The sequence below is a fragment of the Streptomyces sp. YIM 121038 genome (assembly GCF_006088715.1).
In the GTDB taxonomy this organism is placed as follows: domain Bacteria; phylum Actinomycetota; class Actinomycetes; order Streptomycetales; family Streptomycetaceae; genus Streptomyces.
Map to the genome: position 1 here is coordinate 6,268,433 of NZ_CP030771.1, position 20,757 is coordinate 6,289,189.

The following is a 20,757-nucleotide window of genomic DNA, read 5'->3' on the forward strand; positions in this document are numbered from 1 at the left end:
GGAGCCCGTCATGAACCAGTACCAGCTCGCGGGCTTCGCCCCGGCCCCGGTGGCCGCCCGCATGGAGAACCACGGCCACCACATGCTGAAGGTGGCCATGCAGACCGGAAACGACCTCTTCGCGCGCGTGGGATCGATGGTCGCCTACGAAGGGTTCGTGCAGTACGAGCCGAACCCGCCCGCCGTCCGCCAGATCGCCCGCGACTGGATCACCGGCGAGGGCGCGCCCCTGATGAAGTGCTCCGGAGACGGCCTGCTGTACCTCGCCGACTACGGGGCGGACGTCGTCGTCATCAACCTGGCGGGCGACTCGCTCTCGGTGAACGGCACCAACCTCCTCGCTTTCGACGCGAGCCTCCAGTGGGGCGTCGAGCGGGTCAAGGGACTCGCCAAGTTCGCGGGCCAGGGCCTGTGGAACATCAAGGTCTCCGGGCAGGGCTGGGTGGCGCTGACCTCGCGCGGCACGCCCATCGTCGTCGACTGCGGCCGCGGTGAGGACGAGACGTACGTGGACCCCGACGCCCTGATCGCCTGGTCGCCGAACCTGAAGGTGAAGGGCAAGCGCAGCTTCAAGGCCGGTTCCCTCATCGGGCGCGGCAGCGGCGAGGCCTACCAGATGGGCTTCTCCGGGGAGGGCATCGTCGTCGTACAGCCCAGTGAGGACAGCACCGACCGCCTCCGGATCCGGAGCTGAGGGGGAGCACCACCATGCAGAGCTCGCTTTTCGCGCACTCCGAGCAGCAGTCCCAGGAGCGCTACACCGTCCAGAACCCGCAGCTGCTGCGCGTCGCCCTGGAGGGCCACGACGACGTACTCGCCCGCAAGGGCGCCATGGTCGCCTACCAGGGGCTCATCGAGTTCGACGCCGAGTTCCAGTCCGGCGGGCAGCGGCGGGCCCGGGCGCACACGGGTGAGGGCCTGGACCTGATGCGCTGCCACGGCCAGGGCACCGTCTACTTCGCGAACCTCGCCCAGTACATCCACGTCGTGGACGTGGAGCAGGACGGCCTGACGGTGGACAGCTCCTACGTCCTCGCCATGGACTCCTCGCTGTCCCACCAGGTGATCGCGGTGGACAGCCAGTACGGGATCTCCGGCTCCGGCAAGTACCAGCTGAACATCACCGGGCGCGGCAAGGTCGCCCTGATGACCTCCGGGCAGCCGCTGATGCTCCAGGTCACCCCGGACCGGTACGTCAACGCCGACGCGGACGCGATCGTCGCCTGGTCCAGCGGGCTGCGGGTGCAGATGCAGGCACAGACGCACTCCTCGGGCGTGTGGCGGCGCCGCGGCAACACCGGCGAGGGCTGGGAGCTCAGCTTCATGGGACAGGGCTACGCGCTCGTCCAGCCCAGCGAGCTGCTGCCGCCGCAGCACGCCCAGATCGGCCAGGGGGCACGCGCCCAGTTCGGCATGGGCCAGCAGGGCGCCCGGGGGCAGAACCAGAGCAACGTCTGGAACTGAGCCCGACCCGTCTGTGTCCGGCCGTCTGTGTCCGGACCTCCATCGGTAAGGGGCGGTCGCCATGGCGACCGCCCCTTACCCATGCCGCCTATCAGGAGGCCGTCACACCGGCAGGCGCTCCCGCGTGGCCTCCACGAGCCGGACGACGGACGTGTCGGCCACGTCCGCCACCTCGTCGTACGCGAACCAGCGCAGGTCCAGGGACTCGTCGCTGATCGCCGCCACCGCTCCGGGCGGCGCGAGCGCGGCGTACTGCACGTCCAGGTGCTGGGTGCAGGGACCCGGGATCGGGTGGCGGTCCAGGCGCACCGGGCCGCCCGGCAGCAGGGTCAGGCCCTCGACGCCGGACTCCTCGGTGGCCTCGCGCAGCGCCGCCTGGGCGAGGGTGCGGTCGTCCGGCTCGCAGTGGCCGCCCATCTGGAGCCACATGCCCAGCTTCTTGTGCAGCGTGAGCAGCACGCGCCCGCGGGCCGGGTCGACGACCAGCGCGCTGGCCGTCACATGGCCGTCCGTGCAGGCCTTCCACATGCCGTCGTCCGGGTGGGCGGACAGATGGTCCAAGTAGTACTGCCGCAGGTCTTCCTGGTGCTCGTACGCCTTCAGGACGAGCACCGCGTCGTCGCGCAGAGTCACTTGCCGTCGTCGTCCTTGCCCTCGGGGGAGCCGCCCTCGGGGGAGCCGCCCTCGGCGGAGTCGTCACCCTTCGTGAGGTCCGGCTTGCCAGAAGCGCCGCCGTGCGCCGCCTCGCCGAGCATCTTGTCCAGCTCGGAGAAGTCCAGCTGCTCGCGGTGCACGAAGCCGTCCGGGTCGTCCAGGTCGGACGCCGTGGGGAGCATGTCCGGGTGCGCCCACAGGCCGTCGCGGCCGTCGACGCCGCGCGCGTCCGTGAGGGAGGCCCACAGGCGCGAGGCGTCCCGCAGACGGCGCGGGCGCAGCTCCAGGCCGATGAGCGTCGCGAACGTCTGCTCGGCGGGCCCGCCGGTGGCACGGCGGCGGCGCAGCGTCTCACGCAGCGCGTCGGCCGACGACAGGCGCGGCTTGGCCGCCGCGTGCACGACCGCGTCCACCCAGCCCTCGACGAGCGCCAGGGCCGTCTCCAGGCGGGCCAGGGCGGCCTTCTGCTCGGGGGAGTCTTCGGGCTGGAACATGCCCTGCTGGAGGGCTTCCTGAAGCTGCTCCGGATTCTGCGGGTCGAACTGGCCGACGACGTCTTCCAGCTTGCTCGTGTCGACCTTGATCCCGCGGGCGTAGCCCTCGACGGCGCCGAACAGGTGCGAGCGCAGCCACGGCACGTGCGCGAAGAGCCGCTGGTGGGCGGCCTCGCGCAGGGCCAGATACAGCCGCACCTCGTCCATGGGGACGCTGAGGTCCTTGCCGAACGCGGTCACGTTCACCGGCAGGAGGGCCGCGCGGCCCGCCGGGCCGAGGGGCAGGCCGACGTCCGTGGAGCCCACGACCTCGCCCGCGAGGACGCCCACGGCCTGGCCGATCTGCTGGCCGAACATGGCGCCGCCCATGGAGCGCATCATCCCGATCAGCGGGCCCGCCATGGCCTGCATCTCCTCGGGCAGGACGTCGCCCATGGCCACGCCGACGCGCTCGGCGACGGGGTCGACGAGCTCCTTCCACGCCGGCAGGGTCGCCTCGACCCACTCGGCGCGGCTCCAGGCCACGGCGGTGCCGGAGCCGGACGGCAGGGAGGTGGCGTCGTCCAGCCAGAGGTCGGCCAGGCGCACGGCCTCCTCGACGGCGGTCCGCTCGGCGGGCCCGACGCTGGCGTCCTTGGTGCCGTCCGCCGTGCCCTGGGCGACGGTCTGGCGGGCGATGTCCTTGGCCATGTCCCAGTTCACGGGACCGCCCTCGTACGACAGCATCTGGCCGAGCTGCTGGAAGGCGGCGCCCAGGTCGCTGGGGTTCATGGAACCGAACATCGCGGCGAACGGGTTGTCCCCGCCGCCGGGGCCGCCCAGACCGGGCACACCGAAGCCGAACGGGTTCCCGGGGCCACCGGAACCCTGTCCCCCTCCGGGGGTGTCCTTCTTCTTGCCCTCGTCGCCGTCCTCCGGCTCCTCCGGCGGAAGGCCGAATCCGAATGGGGTGTCACTCACGGGTTTCCTCGGCTCGTAAGGCCACCGGATGGGTCCGGCGGCGGCTGCCCGACAACACCACCCAGCGTAGACACCGTGACGGGATCGGGCCTCGGTGCTTCGCCGCCTCGGGGGCTGCGGCAGGATGGATGCCACCTGGTACGTACGCGTCATTCGCATACGTACTGAAGACAACCGCTGGAGACGCCCGGTGAGTTCCCCAGATCCGCAGGTTCGCGCAGCGCGAAACCCTTCGACCCCGGCCCCCGTCCGCGGGCCTGTCGTCGCCGTGACCGGCGCCGCGGCGGGCGTCGGCGCGCTGCTGACCGAGCGCCTGGCAGAGTCCGACGAGATCAAGCAGGTCGTGGCCATCGACGAGCGGCGCGGCGAGTGCGCGACGGCCCAGTGGCACATCCTGGACGTCCGCGACCCCGCGATCGCCGAGAAGCTGCGCGGCGTGGACGTCGTCGTGCACCTCGCGCTCGACCTCGACCTGGAGACCGACGGGGCGGCCCGTACCGCGTACAACGTACGGGGTACGCAGACCGTCCTGACCGCGGCCGCCGCCGCGGGGGTGCACCGGGTCGTGCTGTGCACCTCGGCGATGGTCTACGGAGCGCTCGCCGAGAACGAACTGCCCCTCTCCGAAGACGCCGAATTGCGGGCGACAGCGGAGGCCACCGGTGTCGGCGACCTCCTGGAGATCGAGCGGCTCGCCCGGCGCGCGCCCCGGGCCCACCCCGGCCTGAACGTCACCGTGGTGCGGCCCGCCGTGCTCGTCGGCGGCACCGACACCGCGCTGACCCGCTACTTCGAGTCGCCGCGGCTGCTCGTCGTCGCCGGGTCCCGGCCCGCGTGGCAGTTCTGCCACGTCGAGGACCTGTGCAGCGCCCTGGAGTACGCCGTCCTGGAGAAGGTCGAGGGCGAGCTGGCCGTCGGCTGCGACGGCTGGCTGGAGCAGGAGGAGGTCGAGGAGCTCAGCGGGATCCGGCGCATGGAGCTGCCGTCCGCCGTCGCCCTCGGGGCGGCCGCGCGGCTGCACCGCATCGGGCTGACGCCGTCCCCGGCGGGCGACCTGGCGTACACGATGTACCCCTGGGTCGTCAGCGGGAGCCGGCTGCACGACGCGGGGTGGCGGCCGCAGTGGACCAACGAGGAGGTCCTCGCGGAGCTGCTCGAGGAGGTCGCGGGGCGGCGGACCGTGGCGGGCCGGCGGCTCGGGCGCAAGGACGCGACGGCGGCCGGGGCCGCGGGCGCCACGGTGGCCCTGCTGGGTACGGCCGCCCTGGTGCGGCGGGCCCGGAAGGCGCGGCGGCGGCTCTGAGGGCCCCTCCGGGGCCCTGAACCCCCGGCTGGGCCTCTTCTGCCCCCTCGCTCGCCGTTGGTGGGCTGTGCCCACCCGTTCCGCCCGCTGGGCGGACCGGCTGCCCACAGCCGGGGGAGGCGCCACGGGGCGTGTGCCGGGTCGTAGGGATGGCCAAGCCGGGCCTGTGGGGGCTGGGGGATAGCGCTATTCCGTCGGGTCCGGGGCGTGCGGCACCATGGCCCCATGGCACGTACTCCGATCGATCACCCGGGTGAGCAGGCCGCCGACGAGCCGATCCGGCTGCTGGCAGTCCGGGACGCTCCGCTGTCGCTGGACGAGGTCTTCCGGGCCGTCGGTGACGACGCCGCGGGCGGCACGGCCCTGTTCGTCGGGACGGTGCGCAACCACGACGGGGGCGCCGACGTGGACGCGCTCGCGTACTCCAGTCACCCCACCGCCGAGGCCGAGCTGCGGCGGGTGGCGGAGAAGGTCGTCGCGGACTTCCCCGTCCGTGCCCTGGCCGCCGTGCACCGCGTCGGCGCCCTCACCGTCGGTGACCTCGCGGTCGTCGTCGCCGTCTCCTGCCCGCACCGGGCCGAGGCCTTCGCGGCCTGCCGCAAGCTGATCGACGACCTCAAGCACGAGGTGCCCATCTGGAAGCACCAGACGTTCTCCGACGGCCAGGAGGAGTGGGTCGGCGCCTGCTAGCCCTGTGGGGCGGCCCGCGTACGGGACTCCGCGGGTGGTGCGTCCGCGGAACTCCGGTTGCGTAACCGGACCCCTGCCGTGAGCGTTGTCGGAGCGGCGGGTTAATCTGCTGATCAGTCAGTTGTGGTCGCTCATGGGGTCGGGAGGTCGACATGGCATCACTTGCCTGGTTGCTCATTCCACTTCTGGCGGCGGTCGGCGCTGGTCTGTGGGCCCTTTTGGCCCATCGCAACCGCGAGAGCGGGAAGACCGGCGACATCAGCGAGCTGAACGGCTACGCGGCGTTCCGCAAGGCGATGGAGAAGACCCACTCGGGTACCGACGCCGTCTGATCCGCGGTCCCCGCGACGCCCGGGGGACCGCCCAGCGGCCTGCCCGTACGGACCGGCCCCGGGGGTGCCCTCACAGGACCGTCCCGTACTGTCGTTCCATGCCACGCCGCACGGCGACGCTGCTCGCCTCCACCCTGATGCTCATCGCGCTGCTCTGCGCGGGAGTGCTCGTCAAAGTGCCGTACTCGGAGATGTCCCCCGGGCCGACGGTGAACACCCTGGGTGACCACGACGGCGAGCCGGTACTCCAGATCTCGGGCCGCAAGACGTACCCGACGACCGGTCACCTGAACATGACGACGGTCCGGGTCACCAGCGCCGACTACAAGATGAACCTCGCCGAGGCCGTCTACGGCTGGCTCTCGCACGACAACATCGTCGTGCCCCACGAGACGCTGTACCCGGACGGCAAGACCGAGCAGCAGTCGACCCGGGAGAACGCCGAGGAGTTCAGCCAGTCCCAGGAGAGCGCGAAGGTCGCCGCCCTGAAGGAACTGGACATCCCGGTGAAGACCCAGGTGGTCGTCGGCAGCGTCTTCAAGGACAGCCCGGCCGAGGGCCGGCTGCACGCGGGCGACGTCATCAGGAGCGTCGACGGCACGGCCGTGAAGAAGACCACGGACGTCGCGAAGCTCGTCACCCGGCACAAGCCCGGCGAGGCCGTCACGTTCACCGTCGTACCGGTCAAGGAGGCGGCCGCCGCCGAGAAGGCGGGCAAGGAGCCGACCAGGACCGAGGACGTCAAGATCACCACGGACAGGTCCGACGACGAGGGCAAGGCCCGGGCGATCGTCGGCATCCAGGCCGGGACCGACCACACCTTCCCGTTCACCATCGACATCAAGCTCGCCGACGTGGGCGGGCCGAGCGCGGGCCTGATGTTCGCGCTCGGGATCGTCGACAAGATCACACCGGGCGACCTCACGGGCGGCAAGTTCGTCGCGGGCACCGGCACGATCGACGACGACGGCAAGGTCGGCCCGATCGGCGGCATCGAGATGAAGACCGTGGGCGCGCGCGACAAGGGCGCGGAGTACTTCCTCACGCCCAAGGACAACTGCGCGACCGCCGCGAAGGACGTCCCCGGCGGGCTCACGCTGGTCAAGGTCGACACCATCGCCGACGCGGTGAAGTCCCTCGACAAGATCCGCAAGGGAGACACCGCCGGTCTGCCGCAGTGCACCAAGGGCTGAGCCCACGGAAACGGCCGCGGCCGGGGCGGTGGGCCCCGGCCGCGTACTCGGTCAGATGCTGTGGAGCGCCCGCGGAGCGGCTACTCCGCGAACGTCGCGTTCAGCGCGTCCGCGAGGCCCGGCACCAGGTCGGAGCCGGTCAGGACCTCCGTGGCGGAGTCCTTCTCGCGCAGCCGCAGGGCCGAGTCGCGCGCGCCGTCGCGCAGCACCGCGACCGTCATGCGGACCTCCTGGCGCTCGGGGTGCTTCGCCACCCACGCGGCGAGCTGCTTCTCGCTCAGATGCTGCGGAACGGACGCCTCCGCGGACGGCGGGAGCATCAGGCGCTCCACGGTGAGGGCACAGCCCGCGACGGAGTCGGGCCAGGCGATGGTGCCGAGGAACTCGTCGAGCGCGGCCCCGGCGGGCAGCTCGTCCTGCTCGATGGGGGTGAGCGGCGCGGCCGAGCCGTCGTCGGGGAGGCCGAGGCGGTCGGCGAGGCCGGGCTCCTGGGTGCGCAGTCGCGCGGTGTCCACCAGGGCGAAGAGACGGGCGGGCTGATCCCAGCCGAGGCTCGCGACGTACTCGTCGATTTCGAGCACGGCGCGGGTGAGCGGGCTCGCGGCCATCGGAGGGCCGGAGGGGGAAACGTTGGGCATGCCCAATATCCTGCCTGGTTCAGACCCCGGAACGGGAACTGAGTAAAGCGTCGGTAAGTTGCATCAGTGGGCTCTACGATCGCGGGGCCCGATTCAGCCACAGCTACAGCTACAGCGAACTTCGAGGTGCGCACCTTGGCTTTCCAGATGCCGGACCGCGGCGGAGGCCCGACGGGGCCACGGATCAGAGTGGGCCGACCGTCCCGTCGTGTCCGGACCCTGCTTTTGACGCTCGGCGTCCTGGCCGTGCTGGCCATGGCGTTCGTCATGTTCGCGGGGTTCTGGACGGACTGGCTCTGGTTCCGCTCGGTCGGCTACTCATCGGTCTTCACGACGACCCTGTCGACCAAGATCGGCCTGTTCTTCGTCTTCGGCCTCCTCATGGCGGCCGCGGTCGGTGTGAACATCTGGCTGGCGCACCGGCTGCGCCCGCCGCTGAGCGCCATGTCGATGGAGCAGCAGAGCCTCGACCGGTACCGCATGGCGATCGCGCCGTTCAAGAAGTGGCTCCTCATCGGGATCACCGCGCTCGTCGGCCTGATCGCGGGCGCCTCCGCCGCGGGCCAGTGGCGCACCTGGCTGATGTGGGTCAACGGCGTGCCGTTCGGCCAGAAGGACCCCCAGTTCCACCTGGACGTCTCCTTCTTCGCCTTCGACCTGCCCTGGTACCGGTTCCTGCTGGGCTTCGGCTTCGCGGCCACGGTCCTCTCGGTGATCGCCGCCGCCCTGACGCACTACCTGTACGGCGGCCTGCGCATCACCAGCCCCGGCGGCCGGGCCACGGCCGCGGCGACCGGGCACCTCTCGGTGCTGATCGGCATCTTCGTGGCCCTCAAGGCCGTCGCGTACTGGCTCGACCGGTACGGCCTCGCGGTGAAGTCCAGTGACTTCAAGGCGACCGACAACTGGACGGGCCTCAGGTACGTCGACGCCAACGCCTATCTGCCGGCGAAGACGATCCTGTTCTGCATCGCCGTCATCTGCGCGCTGCTGTTCTTCGCCACGCTGTGGCGGCGCACCTGGCAGCTGCCGGTCATCGGCTTCGGCCTGATGGTGCTCTCCGCGATCCTGATCGGCGGCCTGTACCCGGCCATCGTCCAGAAGTTCCAGGTCCAGCCGAACGAGCAGGCGAAGGAAGCCCCGTACGTCGAGAAGAACCTGGAAGCGACGCGCAAGGCGTACGACATCGGCGGCACCGATGTGAAGAAGTACCCGGGCGTGAGCAACACCCAGGACACGTCGAAGCTGCGCACCGCCGCGACCGACGCCGCCAGCTTCCGCCTGCTCGACCCGAACATCGTCTCGCCGACCTTCCAGCAGCTCCAGCAGATGAAGGCCTACTACGGCTTCCCGTCGAACCTGGACGTCGACCGCTACAAGGACAAGGACGGCAAGGAGCAGGACACCGTCATCGGCCTGCGCGAGCTGGACCTGAACGGCGTCCAGAAGAACAACTGGATCAACGACCACTTCCGCTACACCCACGGCTACGGCGTCGTCGCGGCCAAGGGCACGGAGGCGAAGGGGTCGGGCGAGCCGGTCTTCACCGAGTCCGACCTGCCCTCCAAGGGCAATCTGCCGCGGTACCAGCAGCGCATCTACTACGGCGAGAAGACCACCCAGTACTCGATCGTCGGCGGTCCGCAGAAGGAGATCGACTACTCGGACGACAGCGGCGAGAAGACGACCAGCTACAAGGGCAAGAGCGGCGTCAACCTCTCCAACCCGCTGAACAGGGCCGCGTACGCGGTGTCGTTCGGCGAGCCCCAGATGCTGTACTCGGGCGCGATCGGCGAGGGCTCGCGGATCCTGTACAACCGCACGCCCAAGGAGCGCGTCGAGGCGGTGGCCCCCTGGCTGACGATCGACGGCGACGCCTACCCGGCGGTGGTCGACGGCAAGATCCAGTGGATCGTCGACGCCTACACGACGACGAACGGCTATCCGTACGCGTCGCGCACCACCCTCGGCGACACCACGGCCGACTCCCTGACGGCGCGGAACAACCAGCGCCAGGTGGTCGCCCAGCAGAACCAGGTCAACTACATCCGCAACTCGGTGAAGGCGACCGTCGACGCGTACAGCGGTGACGTCAAGTTGTACGAGTGGGACACCGAGGACCCCATTCTGAAGACGTGGCGCAAGGCGTTCCCGGACACCGTCAAGGACAAGAGCGAGATCTCGCCGGCCCTGATGGACCACCTGCGCTACCCGCAGGACCTGTTCAAGGTCCAGCGCGAGCTGCTCACCCGCTACCACGTGAAGGACGCCGACACGTTCCTCAGCGGCAGCGAGGTGTGGGAGGTCCCGAGCGACCCGACGAACCAGACGTCCAGCGCCGTCCCGCCGTACTACCTGAGCATGAAGATGCCGGGCAGCAAGAAGCAGGACTTCTCGCTGACGACGACCTTCGTGCCCAACAAGCGGAACAACCTGAGCGCCTTCATGGCGGTCAACGCGGACGCGGGCTCACCGGACTACGGCAAGATGCAGATCTTGAAGATGCCGACCGACAGAACGGTCGACGGTCCGAAGCTCGTGCAGAGTCAGTTCAACTCCGACAAGGACATCGCGGAGCAGATCAGACTCCTCAAGGGCGGCGACTCCGAAGTCGACTACGGCAATCTCCTGACCGTGCCCCTGGACGGAGGCCTGCTCTACGTGGAGCCGGTCTACGTCAAGGGCGGTGGGCTCAAGTACCCACTCCTGAAGCGCGTCCTCGTCACCTACGGAGACAAGATCGCCTTCGAGAGCACCCTGGACAAGGCGCTCAACGTGGTCTTCGGAACCGAAGGGGCGACCCCCGTCGAGCCACCGGACAAACCGGGAAGCGGTGACAAGGAGAAGCCCGACAAGCAGAAGCCGCCGACGTCGGACAACCCCGACCTCCAGAAGGCCATCGACGACGCCCAGAAGGCGATCGACGAAGGCAAGGAGGCCCTCAAGGACGACGACTGGGAGGCCTACGGCAAGGCCCAGGCCAAGCTCCAGGAGGCCCTGGAGCGCGCCGAGGACGCCCAGTCCGACCAGGCGAAGAAGAGCGACAAGGGCGAGAAGGGCGACAAGGGCGGGGGCGGCGGCGGATAGCCGCTCACCCGGGACGCCCGGCCTCCCCCGGGACGCCCGCCCCCCGGGGGTGCCCGGGGCGCCCGGACCTCCCGGGGCGCGCGGACAGCGCGCGGAACCCACCCCGCGCCGTGATACGGTGACGTACACAACGGCGCGGGGTGGAGCAGCTCGGTAGCTCGCTGGGCTCATAACCCAGAGGTCGCAGGTTCAAATCCTGTCCCCGCTACTCGCGACGAAGGCCCGGATCCTGTCACAGGATCCGGGCCTTCGTCATGTCTTCGTCACGATCGGCGCGCCCCCTCCGCGACGCACTCATGCCGGTGTCCCATGCCAGTGATGTGGGGTTCGTGCGAAGAGTGGTCCGGGCGGGGGGAGTTGAGGGAAGCTGTGTTTCACTTATCTCTCTGTGGGCATGTCGACAAAACGCTGAAGTGACCTCACTGGCTGCGGTATACCAGGTGTACCCAGGTTGCAGGTGGTGCGACGATGGACGTTATGGGGGACAAGGCAACTCTGTTGGAGACTGGGCGTTTTGTGCCGTCGGCCGACCGGGACGACCCGGGGGCCGCCGCGGAAGAGATGCAGCACCGGGTCGCGGCCGAGGCCGGGGACGTGGACGCGATGAGCGTCCTGGGAAGCCTGCTGCTGCGCCGCGGTGATCTCGACGGCGCCGAATCCCTGCTGCGCGCGGCGACCGCCGCCGGTGACCGTGCCGCGGCCAACAACCTGGGTGTCCTCCTGCACCAGCGCGGCTATGTGGAGGATGCCGCCGGATGGTGGCGGATCGCCGCCGTCGCGGGTTCGGCCGCCGCGGCCCACGCGCTCGGCAGGCACCACCGCGAGCGCGGTGACGAGCCCGCGGCCGAGTACTGGCTGCGCCAGTCCGCCGAGCAGGGCCACACCCTGGGCGCGTACGCGCTCGCCGACCTCCTGGAGCACCGGGGCGACGTCGGCGCGGAGCGCTGGATGCGCACCGCCGCCGAGCGCGGGCACCGCGAAGCGGCCTACCGCCTGGCGCGCGCCCTCGACCGGCGTGCCGAGCAGGAGCCGCCCGGCGAGGTCGGCGCCCGCCCCGGCGCGGGCCGCTCGCCGCTCGACGAGGCCGAGCAGTGGTACCGCCAGGCCGCCGCGCGCGGCCACCGCCGTGCCGCGCTGCACCTCGGCGCCATCCTGGAGAAGCGCGGCGAGCTCAAGGAGGCCGGGCGCTGGTACCTGACCTCCGCCAAGGACGGCGAGGCCAAGGCCGCGTGCGCCCTCGGCTTCCTGCTGCGCGACGCGGGCGACGAGACGAACGCCGCCGTGTGGTGGCTCAAGGCCGCCCAGGACGGCGACGGCAACGCGGCCAACGCGCTGGGCGCGCTGCACGCCGAGCGCGGCGAGACCCAGACCGCCGAGCGCTGGTACCGCGCGGCACTCGACGCGGGCGACGTGAACGGCGCGTACAACCTGGGCCTGCTGTGCGCCGAGCAGAAGCGCACCGCGCAGGCCGACCAGTGGTACCGCCGCGCCGCCTACGCCGGACACCGCGAGGCGGCGAACGCGCTCGCCGTGCTGCTGCTCCAGGGCGGCGACGCCCTCGGCGCCGAGCCGTGGTTCTCCAAGGCCGCAGAGGCCGGCAGCGTGGACGCCGCCTTCAACCTCGGGATCCTGTACGCGAGCCGGGGCGACGACACGGCGGCGCTGCGCTGGTACGAGCGGGCCGCGGCCGCGGGGCACACCGACGCCGCGCTCCAGGTCGGCACGGCTCGCCTGCGCGACGGCGACGAGCAGGAGGCCGAGCGGCACCTGCGGTGCGCCGCGGGCGGCGGCAGCGCGGAGGCCGCGTACCGCCTCGGCACGGTGCTCGACGCGCGCCGCCCGGGCGCGGCCGCGCCCGCGCTCGGGGAGCCCGCGGCGCGCAAGACGGAGTGCGAGGAGTGGTACGAGCGCGCGGCCCAGCAGGGGCACCGGCGGGCCCAGGTGCGGGTCGGGATGCTCGCCGCAGGGCGGGGCGACGTGGTCGAGGCGGCGCGGTGGTACCGCCTCGCGGCGGAGGCCGGGAGCCGCAACGGCGCGTTCAATCTGGGCCTGCTCCTCGCGCGCGAGGGCAGCGAGCCGGAGGCGGCACTGTGGTGGACGCGCGCCGCGGACGCCGGGCACGGCCGGGCCGCCCTGCGGCTCGCCCTGCTGTACGCCCGCCGGGGGCAGCTCGCGGAGGGGCAGCGGTGGGCCTCGCGGGCGGTGGAGCTCGGGCCCGCGGAGGTCGCCGAGCGGGCGGGGCGGCTCGGCGAGGCGCTGCGGCAGGAGCTGTCGGCGTAGCGGCCCTGTGAAGGCGGCCGGGCCCGCACGGGGCAGCCGGTGCCGGGCCGGGGCCCCTGGCGGACCGGTCGCCCGCCGCGACGGAAGGGATTTGCGCTGGTCGTGGGCTTGGCGTACTGTTGGTTTCACCGACGCGGGGTGGAGCAGCTCGGTAGCTCGCTGGGCTCATAACCCAGAGGTCGCAGGTTCAAATCCTGTCCCCGCTACTGAAGGCCGAAGGCCCGGAACCGAAGAGGTTCCGGGCCTTCGGTGTGTCCGGGCGCGCCCGGAACGAGTGAGGCCCGGCACCCCAGGGGTGCCGGGCCTCACTCGTGTCGTCTGCTCAGGCGCTCGTCGCGCACCCGGGGCACACGCCCCGGTACGTGACCTCCACGTCCGAGATCGTGAAGCCGAAGCGCTCGGAGTCGGGGAGGACCGACAGCGGGTTGCCCGTCGGGTGGACGTCACGGATCGCGCCGCACCGGGAGCACACCAGGTGCTGGTGCGGCCGGTGCGCGTTCGGGTCGTACCGCTTGGCTCTGCGGTCCGTGCTGACCTCGAGGATCTCGCCGAGCGAGACCAGCTCGCCCAGCGTGTTGTAGACGGTCGCCCGGGAGATCTCCGGCAGCTTCACGACGGCACGGGCATGCACCTCGTCCGCCGTCAGATGTACGTGGTCCCCATCGAGGACCTCGGCCACGACGCGCCGCTGTGCGGTCATCCGCCAGCCGCGTCCGCGCAGTCGTTCCAACAGGTCGCTCATGAATCCAGCCTAACAGGCAGGGGACCTAGGTCCCGACTCAGTGTGACTTTGGAAGGCCACTTGACTTAGACAATGTCTATCGTAGGATCGAGTTCGGCAAACGCCAAGGGACAGGACTTGCAGTAATGACGCAGGAGGCGCACGTGACGCAGGGACACCTCACCACCGAGGCCGGAGCGCCGGTCGCCGACAACCAGAACAGCGAGACCGCGGGCGTCGGCGGTCCCATGCTGCTCCAGGACCAGCACCTCCTGGAGAAGCTGGCGCACTTCAACCGCGAGCGCATCCCGGAGCGCGTGGTGCACGCGCGGGGCGCGGGCGCTTACGGCACGTTCACGGCGACGGCGGACGTCACTCCGTACACGCGCGCCGCGTTCCTCTCCGAGATCGGCAAGGAGACCGAGGTCTTCCTGCGCTTCTCCACGGTCGCGGGCAACCTCGGCGCGGCCGACGCGGTGCGTGACCCGCGCGGCTTCTCGCTGAAGTTCTACACCGAGGAGGGCAACTACGACCTCGTCGGCAACAACACCCCGGTGTTCTTCATCCGGGACGCCATCAAGTTCCCCGACTTCATCCACACGCAGAAGCGCGACCCGTACACGGGCTCGCAGGAGGCCGACAACGTGTGGGACTTCTGGGGGCTGAGCCCGGAGACCACCCACCAGGTGACCTGGCTGTTCGGTGACCGCGGCATCCCGGCGTCGTACCGCCACATGGACGGCTTCGGCTCGCACACCTTCCAGTGGAGCAACGAGGCGGGCGAGGTCTTCTGGGTCAAGTACCACTTCAAGACCGACCAGGGCATCAAGAACCTGACCGCCCGGGAGGCGGAGGCGCTCGCGGGCAAGGACCCCGACTCGCACCAGCGCGACCTGCGCGAGTCCATCGAGCGCGGCGAGTTCCCGACCTGGACCGTGCAGGTCCAGATCATGCCCGCGGCCGACGCGGCGACCTACCGCTTCAACCCGTTCGACCTCACCAAGGTGTGGCCGCACGCGGACTACCCGCCGGTCGAGATCGGCAAGCTGGAGCTCAACCGCAACCCGGAGAACGTCTTCGCCGAGGTCGAGCAGGCGATCTTCTCGCCCGCGCACTTCGTCCCCGGCATCGGCCCCTCGCCGGACAAGATGCTCCAGGGCCGCCTCTTCGCGTACGCCGACGCCCACCGCTACCGGGTCGGCATCAACGCCGACCACCTGCCGGTGAACCGCCCGCACGCCACGGAGGCCCGTTCCTACGGCCGTGACGGCCACCTGTACGACGGCCGCCACAAGGGCGCCAAGAACTACGAGCCGAACTCCTTCGGGGGCCCGGCCCAGACCGGCCGGCCGCTGTGGGAGCCGACCGCCGTCACCGGGAGCACGGGCAACCACGTGACGCCCGTGCACGCCGAGGACGACGACTTCGTCCAGGCGGGCAACCTGTACCGCCTGATGGCCGAGGACGAGAAGGAGCGGCTGATCGAGAACCTCGCGGGCAACATCGCGGGCGTCTCGCGTGCCGACATCGCCGAGCGCGCCATCGGCAACTTCCGCCGGGCGGACGAAGACTTCGGCAAGCGCCTGGAGGCCGCGGTCCAGGCCCTGCGCGGCTGAGAACCCAAGCCCTTGCCGTAGGTGACGGGCCGGGCCCCCTCGGGGGTCCGGCCCGTTCGCCGTGTCCGGGCGGCGGTGCTCGGCGCGGCGCCCGGGGTGGTGCTCAGGTGGCCGTGAACTCGGCCACCGGGGCGGGGTGGCGACGGCCCGGCGCCCAGCAGCGGATGATGTCGCGCACGGAGACGATGCCCACCGGCTCGTCGTGGTCGAGCACGACGAGGTGCCGGAAGCCGCCGTGGGTCATCGCCTCGGCGGCGTCCTCCAGGGTCCAGGCGGGGCCCGCGTAGACGACGGAGGTCGTCGTGTGCGCGCTCGCGGTCTCGAAGTCCGGGTTCTGGCCGCGGCCGAGGGAGTTGAGGACGTCGCGCTCGGTCAGGATGCCGAGGCCGCAGGTGTCGGGGTCCAGGACGACGGCCGCGCCGACGCGGCGCGCCGACATCAGTCGGGCCGCCTGACGGAGGGTGTGCGCGGGGCCGATGGTGAGGACCAATGTGCTCATGGCGTCACGGACGAGCATGGGCTTGAGCCACCTCCTTGGGGAGTCCTTTGCCCTCGGCATGCCTGGAGCGGGGAACCGCATTGCCAAGAGAAGGGATTCACAAGTTCACAAGCGGGGGGACTCTCAGAGTCGCAGCGAAACGGAATGCCAACAAGGGGGCGCGTGCGCCCAGTTCGGGGGCGCGCGGCCCCAGGCTCGATTCCGATGCCGACCGGGCTCAGGCCCGCGGGCGGTTCAGCTCCGGCCTACGGGGATTCAGGTCCGGCCTACGGGCGGTTCAGATAGGCCAGCATCTCGTCGTGGAGCAGCCCGTTCGACGCCGCCGCGTTGCCGCTGTGCGGGCCGGGGGTGCCGTCGAGGCCGGTGAAGCGGCCGCCCGCCTCCGTCACCACGATCGCGTTCGCCGCCATGTCCCACAGGGACAGCTCCGGCTCCGCGCAGAAGTCGATCGAGCCCTCGGCGACCATCATGTACGGCCAGAAGTCGCCGTACGCGCGCGTGCGCCAGCAGGCGCGGGTGAGGTCGAGGAAGGAGTTCAGACGCCCCCGCTCCTCCCAGCCGCTGAGCGAGGAGTACGCGAAGGACGCGTCCTGGAGCCCGCTCACCTCGGAGACGCGCAGCCGGGTCGCGGACGACAGGCTGCGGCCGGTGTACGCGCCGCCGCCCTTCGCGGCCCACCAGCGGCGGCCGAGCGCGGGCGCGGAGACGACGCCGACCACCGGCTGGTAGCCCCCCTCGCCCGCCTCCATCAGGGAGATGAGCGTGGCCCAGACCGGCACGCCGCGCACGTAGTTCTTCGTGCCGTCGATCGGGTCGATGACCCAGCGGCGCGGGCCCGTGCCCTCGATGCCGTACTCCTCGCCGAGGATCGCGTCCCGCGGCCGGGCGCGCTGGAGCTGTCCGCGGATCAGCTCCTCCGCGGCCTTGTCCGCCTCGCTGACCGGCGTCATGTCCGGCTTGGTCTCCACCCGGAGGTCGAGGGCCTTGAACCGCCCCATCGTCGCGGCGTCGGCGGCGTCCGCGAGGACGTGGGCGAGGCGCAGATCATCGTGATAGTCGGGCATGGGTGAACAGTATCGATCTCGTTTCGCGCGAGCCACAGCGCGTATCGGGCGGCGCCCGCCGTACCCCTTGACAGTGCCTCGTGGCGCGTCAAACCTGGCCAGCAGAACCGCACGGGCCGCCCGGCCCTGGGCAGCGGGAGGCGACGATGCCTGCAGCGCGGGAATCACTGCTCGACGCGGCGTACACCGCACTGGCCCGCAGGCCGTGGGCGGGTGTGCGCATGGTCGACGTGGCGGCGGTCGCCGGGGTGTCCCGGCAGACCCTGTACAACGAGTTCGGCAGCAAGGACGGCCTCGCGCGGGCCCTGCTCCGGCGCGAGACCGACACCTATCTGCGGGGGGTGGAGCGGGCGCTCGCGCAGGCCCGCGACCCCGTGGACCGGCTGGCCGCGGTGAGCGCGTGGACGATCGGCGCCGCCCGCGACAACGCCCTGGTGCGGGCGGTGCTCACCGGCTTCTGGAGCGAGCGCCTGCCCGCGCCGAGCCGGGCCGTGGTGTCCAGCTCGCCGGTGCCCGCGCAGCGCCGCGCGGACGCGGGCGTGCCGAGCCCGGCCGAGCTGCTCGTCCAGGTGCGCGACCGGGCGATGGCCGCGCTGACCGAGCGGGGCCGCCCCTCGGAGACGGAGGAGCTGGCGCGGGCCTGCGAGAGCGCGGTGCGCGTCGCGCTGTCCTACGTCGTGGCGCCCGGCGGGCGGGACGAGGACTCGGTCCAGCTGGTCAGGCGGGTGGTGCTGCGCGGTCTCAGTGGGCCGAGCCCGACAGCTGGAGGCCGATGACGCCGAGGATCACCAGCGAGATCGAGAGGATCTTGAGGGTGGAGACCAGGTCGCCGAGGAAGATCATGCCGTAGATGGCCGTGCCCGCGGCGCCGATGCCCGTCCACACCGCGTACGCCGGGCCCACGTCCAGCTTCTTCAGGGCCAGCGTGAGCAGGCCGAAGCTGCCGAGCGCGAAACAGGCGAAGGCGATGGTGGGCCAGACGCGGGTGAAGCCGTGCGACAGCTTCAGGCAGACCGCGAAGCCCGTCTCTAGGATCCCGGCGACGATGACCAGCAGCCACGCCATGGTTGTGCCTCCCGCATCCGTACGACCCGTACGTTCCGTGACTGCTTCGCCAAAGCTTGGAACAATCTTGGTGCGATTATGCACTTACCGAAGCGGCGCGGGCGTAAACAACGCGAAGGTCGGGTCACCCGGGGGAGATCCGGTCCGCCGACGGGCGGCCCCCGCGCGGTCAGTCGCCCTCGCGCCGCTCCCGGGTGGCGAGCAGTCGGCGCAGCGAGTAGAGCCGCGCCGGATCCGCGTGGCCCTCGGCCACCCACGCGTCGAGCGCGCAGTCGGGCTCGTCGTGGCTGCACGCGCGCGGGCAGTTCTCGGTGCCGGGTTCCAGGTCGGGGAAGGCGTGGATGACGCGCGAGGGGTCCACGTGGTGCAGGCCGAAGGAGCGCACGCCCGGGGTGTCGATCACCCAGCCCTCGCCGTCCGCCAGCGGCAGGGCGAGCGCGGACGTGGTGGTGTGCCGGCCGCGGCCGGTCACCGCGTTCACATGGCCGGTGCTGCGCCGCCGCTCCTCGGGGACCAGGGCGTTCACGAGGGTGGTCTTGCCGACGCCGGAGTGCCCGACGAACGCCGTGACCTTGCCGTCGAGTTCGGCGCGCACCCGGGCCACCGCCGCGCCGCTCTCCAGCTCCTCGCGGCTCGTGACGACGTACGGGATGTCCAGGTCGCCGTAGAGCTCCAGGAGCTTGTCCGGCGGGGCGAGGTCGGACTTCGTCATGACGAGGAGCGGGGTGAGCCCGCCGTCGTACGCGGCGACCAGACAGCGGTCGATCAGGCGCGGGCGCGGCTCGGGGTCGGCGAGCGCGGTGACGATGGCGAGCTGGTCGGCGTTGGCGACGGCCACGCGCTCGAACGGGTCGTCGTCGTCCGCCGTGCGGCGCAGCACCGAGGTGCGCTTCGCGATGCGGACGATGCGGGCGAGGGTGTCCTTGTCGCCGGACAGATCGCCCACGAGGGCCACCTGGTCGCCGACCACCGCGGCCTTGCGGCCCAGCTCGCGGGCCTTCATCGCGACCACGATCCGGTCGTCGACCAGACAGGTCAGCCGGCCGCGGTCGACGGTGAGGACCATTCCGTCGGCCGCGTCCTCGTGCTTGGGACGGATGTTCGTACGGGGACGGTTGCCCTTGCGGTTGGGGCGGACCCGGACGTCGTCCTCGTCGGTGTGCTTGCCGTAGCGGCGCATGGTTCCAGTCCGCCCGTCAGTTCCCGAGCATCCCGGTCCACAGGTCGGGGAAGTCGGGCAGCGTCTTCGCCGTCGTCGCGACGTTCTCGATCTGTACGCCCGGCACGGCGAGGCCGATGATCGCGCCCGCCGTGGCCATGCGGTGGTCGTCGTAGGTGTGGAAGATGCCGCCGTGCAGCTTGCGCGGGCGGATGTGCAGGCCGTCGGCGGTCTCGGTGACGTCGCCGCCCAGCTCGTTGATCTCCTTGGTGAGGGCGGCGAGCCGGTCCGTCTCGTGCAGCCGCAGATGGGCGACGCCGCGCAGCGTGGACGGGGAGTCGGCGAGGGCCGCGACGGCGGCGATGCCCGGGGTCAGCTCGCCGACCTCGCTGAGGTCGGCGTCGATGCCGTGCACCGAGCCGGAGCCGGTGAACGTCAGGCCGTGCTCGGTCAGCTCGCAGGAGCCGCCCATCTCGGTGAACAGCTGCCGCAGCGCGTCACCGGGCTGGGTGGTGCGCGTGGGCCAGTCGGGGATGGTCACGCGGCCGCCGGTGATCAGGGCCGCCGCCAGGAACGGCTGGGCGTTGGACAGGTCGGGCTCGATCGTCAGGTCGCGGCCGAGCAGGGCGCCCGGCGTGACCCGCCAGACGTTCGGCTCGCCGCCCGCCTCGGGGGTGTCGACCTGGGCGCCCGCGGAGCGCAGCATGTCGACGGTCATGCGGATGTGCGGCATGGACGGCAGGGTGCTGCCCACGTGCCGCACCTCCACGCCCTGGTTGAAGCGCGGGCCCGAGAGCAGCAGCGCGCTCACGAACTGCGACGAGGAGGAGGCGTCGATCTCGACCTGGCCGCCGTCCAGGGCGCCGCCGCCGTGCACCGTCAGGGGCAGCGCGCCGCGGCCGTCGTCGTCGACGCGGGCGCCGAGGGCGCGCAGGGCGTCGATCACGCCGTGCAGCGGGCGCTCGTAGGAACGGGGGTCGCCGTCGAAGCGGATCGGGCCGTCGGCCAGGGCCGCGACCGGCGGCAGGAAGCGCATCACCGTGCCCGCGTTGCCCACGTCGACCGTGACCGGGCCGTGCAGGCCCGACGGGATGACGCGCCAGGCCTCGCCGGAGGCGTCCGGGCCCCCCGCGGCGGTGGAGCTGGACGAGACCGTCTCCTCGATGCCGACGCCCATGGCGCGCAGGGCGCCCGCCATGAGGAGGGTGTCGCGGGAGCGCAGCGGGCGGCGCAGCCAGCCGGGCTCGGCGGCGAGGGCGGCCAGGACGAGGGCGCGGTTGGTGACCGACTTGGAGCCCGGCACGTGGACCGTCGCGGCGACGGCTCCGCTCGCGTGCGGGGCGGGCCAGAGGGCGGTGTGCGTCGGGTTCACGGTCATGCCCCTCACTTTAGTGGTTGGCGACGACCACAGATCTTGATCAAAAGTGGCGAAATCCAGGCGAAACCGCGAAGCGCGGAGCGGTTCCCGGGAATTGCCGTAGTGGGCCGCAGGCCGCCCGGGGCCCTTCGGGGCCGCTGTGCCCGCGCGGCGCGGCGGC

The 20,757-nt window shown here is 71.6% G+C and carries 19 protein-coding genes and 2 tRNA genes; 12 read left to right on the forward strand and 9 right to left on the reverse strand.

Going from position 1 to position 20,757, the window contains the following annotated elements; translation table 11 throughout:
- Positions 1 to 10: 10 nt before the first annotated feature.
- A complete protein-coding gene (locus C9F11_RS26975) occupies positions 11 to 694 on the forward strand; it encodes an AIM24 family protein (RefSeq protein WP_138961677.1) in 684 nt (227 codons plus the stop codon).
- A 14-nt stretch (positions 695 to 708) separates the two neighbouring features.
- Positions 709 to 1,464: an AIM24 family protein gene (locus C9F11_RS26980; protein ID WP_138961678.1), complete on the forward strand. Its 756-nt coding sequence runs from the start codon at positions 709 to 711 to the stop codon at positions 1,462 to 1,464.
- A 102-nt stretch (positions 1,465 to 1,566) separates the two neighbouring features.
- Here the strand turns inward: C9F11_RS26980 and C9F11_RS26985 are convergent, their stop codons facing one another.
- Complete coding sequence (locus C9F11_RS26985) at positions 1,567 to 2,097, reverse strand: NUDIX hydrolase (RefSeq protein ID WP_138961679.1); 531 nt, start codon at positions 2,095 to 2,097, stop codon at positions 1,567 to 1,569.
- The gene (locus C9F11_RS26990) at positions 2,094 to 3,572 is read right to left on the reverse strand and encodes a zinc-dependent metalloprotease (protein WP_138961680.1); all 1,479 of its coding nucleotides are present in this window, start codon (positions 3,570 to 3,572) and stop codon (positions 2,094 to 2,096) included. The genes C9F11_RS26985 and C9F11_RS26990 overlap by 4 nt, the downstream gene beginning before the upstream one ends.
- Before the next feature lie 190 nt (positions 3,573 to 3,762).
- On the opposite strand from C9F11_RS26990, the gene C9F11_RS26995 reads away from it, so the two are divergent.
- The 4 genes from C9F11_RS26995 to C9F11_RS27010 all read left to right on the forward strand — a co-directional run bounded on the left by C9F11_RS26995 (position 3,763) and on the right by C9F11_RS27010 (position 7,090).
- Entirely contained in the window at positions 3,763 to 4,875 is a 1,113-nt protein-coding gene (locus C9F11_RS26995; protein WP_138961681.1) for an SDR family oxidoreductase, read from the forward strand.
- A gap of 225 nt (positions 4,876 to 5,100) precedes the next feature.
- Positions 5,101 to 5,565: a molybdenum cofactor biosynthesis protein MoaE gene (locus tag C9F11_RS27000; protein WP_138961682.1), complete on the forward strand. Its 465-nt coding sequence runs from the start codon at positions 5,101 to 5,103 to the stop codon at positions 5,563 to 5,565.
- A 152-nt stretch (positions 5,566 to 5,717) separates the two neighbouring features.
- Positions 5,718 to 5,897, forward strand: coding sequence for a hypothetical protein (locus C9F11_RS27005; protein WP_030683279.1), 180 nt, complete (start codon positions 5,718 to 5,720; stop codon positions 5,895 to 5,897).
- 98 nt (positions 5,898 to 5,995) lie between these two features.
- Positions 5,996 to 7,090: a PDZ domain-containing protein gene (locus tag C9F11_RS27010; RefSeq protein WP_138961683.1), complete on the forward strand. Its 1,095-nt coding sequence runs from the start codon at positions 5,996 to 5,998 to the stop codon at positions 7,088 to 7,090.
- 80 nt (positions 7,091 to 7,170) lie between these two features.
- On the opposite strand, the gene C9F11_RS27015 is transcribed toward C9F11_RS27010, so the two are convergent.
- Positions 7,171 to 7,728, reverse strand: a complete 558-nt coding sequence (locus tag C9F11_RS27015; protein WP_138961684.1) for a PPA1309 family protein — start codon at positions 7,726 to 7,728, stop codon at positions 7,171 to 7,173.
- A gap of 147 nt (positions 7,729 to 7,875) precedes the next feature.
- Here C9F11_RS27015 and C9F11_RS27020 point away from each other — a divergent pair, with 147 nt between their 5' ends.
- From C9F11_RS27020 to C9F11_RS27035, 4 genes are all read left to right on the forward strand, one after another.
- Complete coding sequence (locus C9F11_RS27020; RefSeq protein WP_249402230.1) at positions 7,876 to 10,815, forward strand: UPF0182 family protein; 2,940 nt, start codon at positions 7,876 to 7,878, stop codon at positions 10,813 to 10,815.
- Between the two features lie 134 nt (positions 10,816 to 10,949).
- A tRNA-Met gene (locus C9F11_RS27025) sits at positions 10,950 to 11,023 on the forward strand.
- Positions 11,024 to 11,283: 260 nt separating this feature from the next.
- Positions 11,284 to 13,095 carry a tetratricopeptide repeat protein gene (locus C9F11_RS27030; RefSeq protein ID WP_138961686.1) on the forward strand — a complete coding sequence of 604 codons (1,812 nt, stop codon included), beginning with the start codon at positions 11,284 to 11,286 and terminating at the stop codon, positions 13,093 to 13,095.
- Between the two features lie 132 nt (positions 13,096 to 13,227).
- Positions 13,228 to 13,301, forward strand: a tRNA-Met gene (locus C9F11_RS27035).
- 116 nt (positions 13,302 to 13,417) lie between these two features.
- Here C9F11_RS27035 and C9F11_RS27040 read toward each other — a convergent pair.
- Positions 13,418 to 13,837, reverse strand: coding sequence for a transcriptional repressor (locus C9F11_RS27040; protein WP_138961687.1), 420 nt, complete (start codon positions 13,835 to 13,837; stop codon positions 13,418 to 13,420).
- Between the two features lie 125 nt (positions 13,838 to 13,962).
- Here C9F11_RS27040 and C9F11_RS27045 point away from each other — a divergent pair, with 125 nt between their 5' ends.
- Positions 13,963 to 15,432: a catalase gene (locus C9F11_RS27045; protein WP_138961688.1), complete on the forward strand. Its 1,470-nt coding sequence runs from the start codon at positions 13,963 to 13,965 to the stop codon at positions 15,430 to 15,432.
- Between the two features lie 103 nt (positions 15,433 to 15,535).
- Here the strand turns inward: C9F11_RS27045 and C9F11_RS27050 are convergent, their stop codons facing one another.
- Positions 15,536 to 15,949 carry a CBS domain-containing protein gene (locus C9F11_RS27050; RefSeq protein WP_172383730.1) on the reverse strand — a complete coding sequence of 138 codons (414 nt, stop codon included), beginning with the start codon at positions 15,947 to 15,949 and terminating at the stop codon, positions 15,536 to 15,538.
- A 248-nt stretch (positions 15,950 to 16,197) separates the two neighbouring features.
- Positions 16,198 to 16,995 (reverse strand): histidinol-phosphatase, encoded by a 798-nt coding sequence (gene hisN / locus C9F11_RS27055; RefSeq protein WP_138961689.1) that lies wholly within the window; start codon positions 16,993 to 16,995, stop codon positions 16,198 to 16,200.
- 146 nt (positions 16,996 to 17,141) lie between these two features.
- Here hisN and C9F11_RS27060 point away from each other — a divergent pair, with 146 nt between their 5' ends.
- Positions 17,142 to 17,771, forward strand: a complete 630-nt coding sequence (locus tag C9F11_RS27060) for a TetR/AcrR family transcriptional regulator (protein ID WP_138961690.1) — start codon at positions 17,142 to 17,144, stop codon at positions 17,769 to 17,771.
- On the opposite strand, the gene C9F11_RS27065 is transcribed toward C9F11_RS27060, so the two are convergent.
- The 3 genes from C9F11_RS27065 to aroA form a co-directional block, all read right to left on the reverse strand.
- Positions 17,737 to 18,060 (reverse strand): multidrug efflux SMR transporter, encoded by a 324-nt coding sequence (locus C9F11_RS27065; protein WP_138961691.1) that lies wholly within the window; start codon positions 18,058 to 18,060, stop codon positions 17,737 to 17,739. The genes C9F11_RS27060 and C9F11_RS27065 overlap by 35 nt on opposite strands.
- A gap of 169 nt (positions 18,061 to 18,229) precedes the next feature.
- Positions 18,230 to 19,240: a ribosome small subunit-dependent GTPase A gene (rsgA, locus tag C9F11_RS27070; RefSeq protein WP_138961692.1), complete on the reverse strand. Its 1,011-nt coding sequence runs from the start codon at positions 19,238 to 19,240 to the stop codon at positions 18,230 to 18,232.
- Positions 19,241 to 19,256: 16 nt separating this feature from the next.
- A complete protein-coding gene (aroA, locus tag C9F11_RS27075; protein ID WP_138961693.1) occupies positions 19,257 to 20,597 on the reverse strand; it encodes a 3-phosphoshikimate 1-carboxyvinyltransferase in 1,341 nt (446 codons plus the stop codon).
- Positions 20,598 to 20,757: the final 160 nt, after the last annotated feature.

What these genes read in the sequence shown, in the direction of transcription:
- C9F11_RS26975 (WP_138961677.1), top strand. Translation starts at nt 11, where the DNA reads ATGAACCAGTACCAGCTCGCGGGCTTCGCCCCGGCCCCGGTGGCCGCC.
- C9F11_RS26980 (WP_138961678.1), top strand. Translation starts at nt 709, where the DNA reads ATGCAGAGCTCGCTTTTCGCGCACTCCGAGCAGCAGTCCCAGGAGCGC.
- C9F11_RS27000 (WP_138961682.1), top strand. Translation starts at nt 5,101, where the DNA reads ATGGCACGTACTCCGATCGATCACCCGGGTGAGCAGGCCGCCGACGAG.
- C9F11_RS27005 (WP_030683279.1), top strand. Translation starts at nt 5,718, where the DNA reads ATGGCATCACTTGCCTGGTTGCTCATTCCACTTCTGGCGGCGGTCGGC.
- C9F11_RS27010 (WP_138961683.1), top strand. Translation starts at nt 5,996, where the DNA reads ATGCCACGCCGCACGGCGACGCTGCTCGCCTCCACCCTGATGCTCATC.
- C9F11_RS27015 (WP_138961684.1), bottom strand. Translation starts at nt 7,728, where the DNA reads ATGCCCAACGTTTCCCCCTCCGGCCCTCCGATGGCCGCGAGCCCGCTC.
- C9F11_RS27020 (WP_249402230.1), top strand. Translation starts at nt 7,876, where the DNA reads ATGCCGGACCGCGGCGGAGGCCCGACGGGGCCACGGATCAGAGTGGGC.
- C9F11_RS27030 (WP_138961686.1), top strand. Translation starts at nt 11,284, where the DNA reads ATGGACGTTATGGGGGACAAGGCAACTCTGTTGGAGACTGGGCGTTTT.
- C9F11_RS27040 (WP_138961687.1), bottom strand. Translation starts at nt 13,837, where the DNA reads ATGAGCGACCTGTTGGAACGACTGCGCGGACGCGGCTGGCGGATGACC.
- C9F11_RS27045 (WP_138961688.1), top strand. Translation starts at nt 13,963, where the DNA reads ATGACGCAGGAGGCGCACGTGACGCAGGGACACCTCACCACCGAGGCC.
- C9F11_RS27050 (WP_172383730.1), bottom strand. Translation starts at nt 15,949, where the DNA reads ATGCTCGTCCGTGACGCCATGAGCACATTGGTCCTCACCATCGGCCCC.
- hisN (WP_138961689.1), bottom strand. Translation starts at nt 16,995, where the DNA reads ATGCCCGACTATCACGATGATCTGCGCCTCGCCCACGTCCTCGCGGAC.
- C9F11_RS27060 (WP_138961690.1), top strand. Translation starts at nt 17,142, where the DNA reads ATGCCTGCAGCGCGGGAATCACTGCTCGACGCGGCGTACACCGCACTG.
- C9F11_RS27065 (WP_138961691.1), bottom strand. Translation starts at nt 18,060, where the DNA reads ATGGCGTGGCTGCTGGTCATCGTCGCCGGGATCCTAGAGACGGGCTTC.
- rsgA (WP_138961692.1), bottom strand. Translation starts at nt 19,240, where the DNA reads ATGCGCCGCTACGGCAAGCACACCGACGAGGACGACGTCCGGGTCCGC.
- aroA (WP_138961693.1), bottom strand. Translation starts at nt 20,597, where the DNA reads ATGACCGTGAACCCGACGCACACCGCCCTCTGGCCCGCCCCGCACGCG.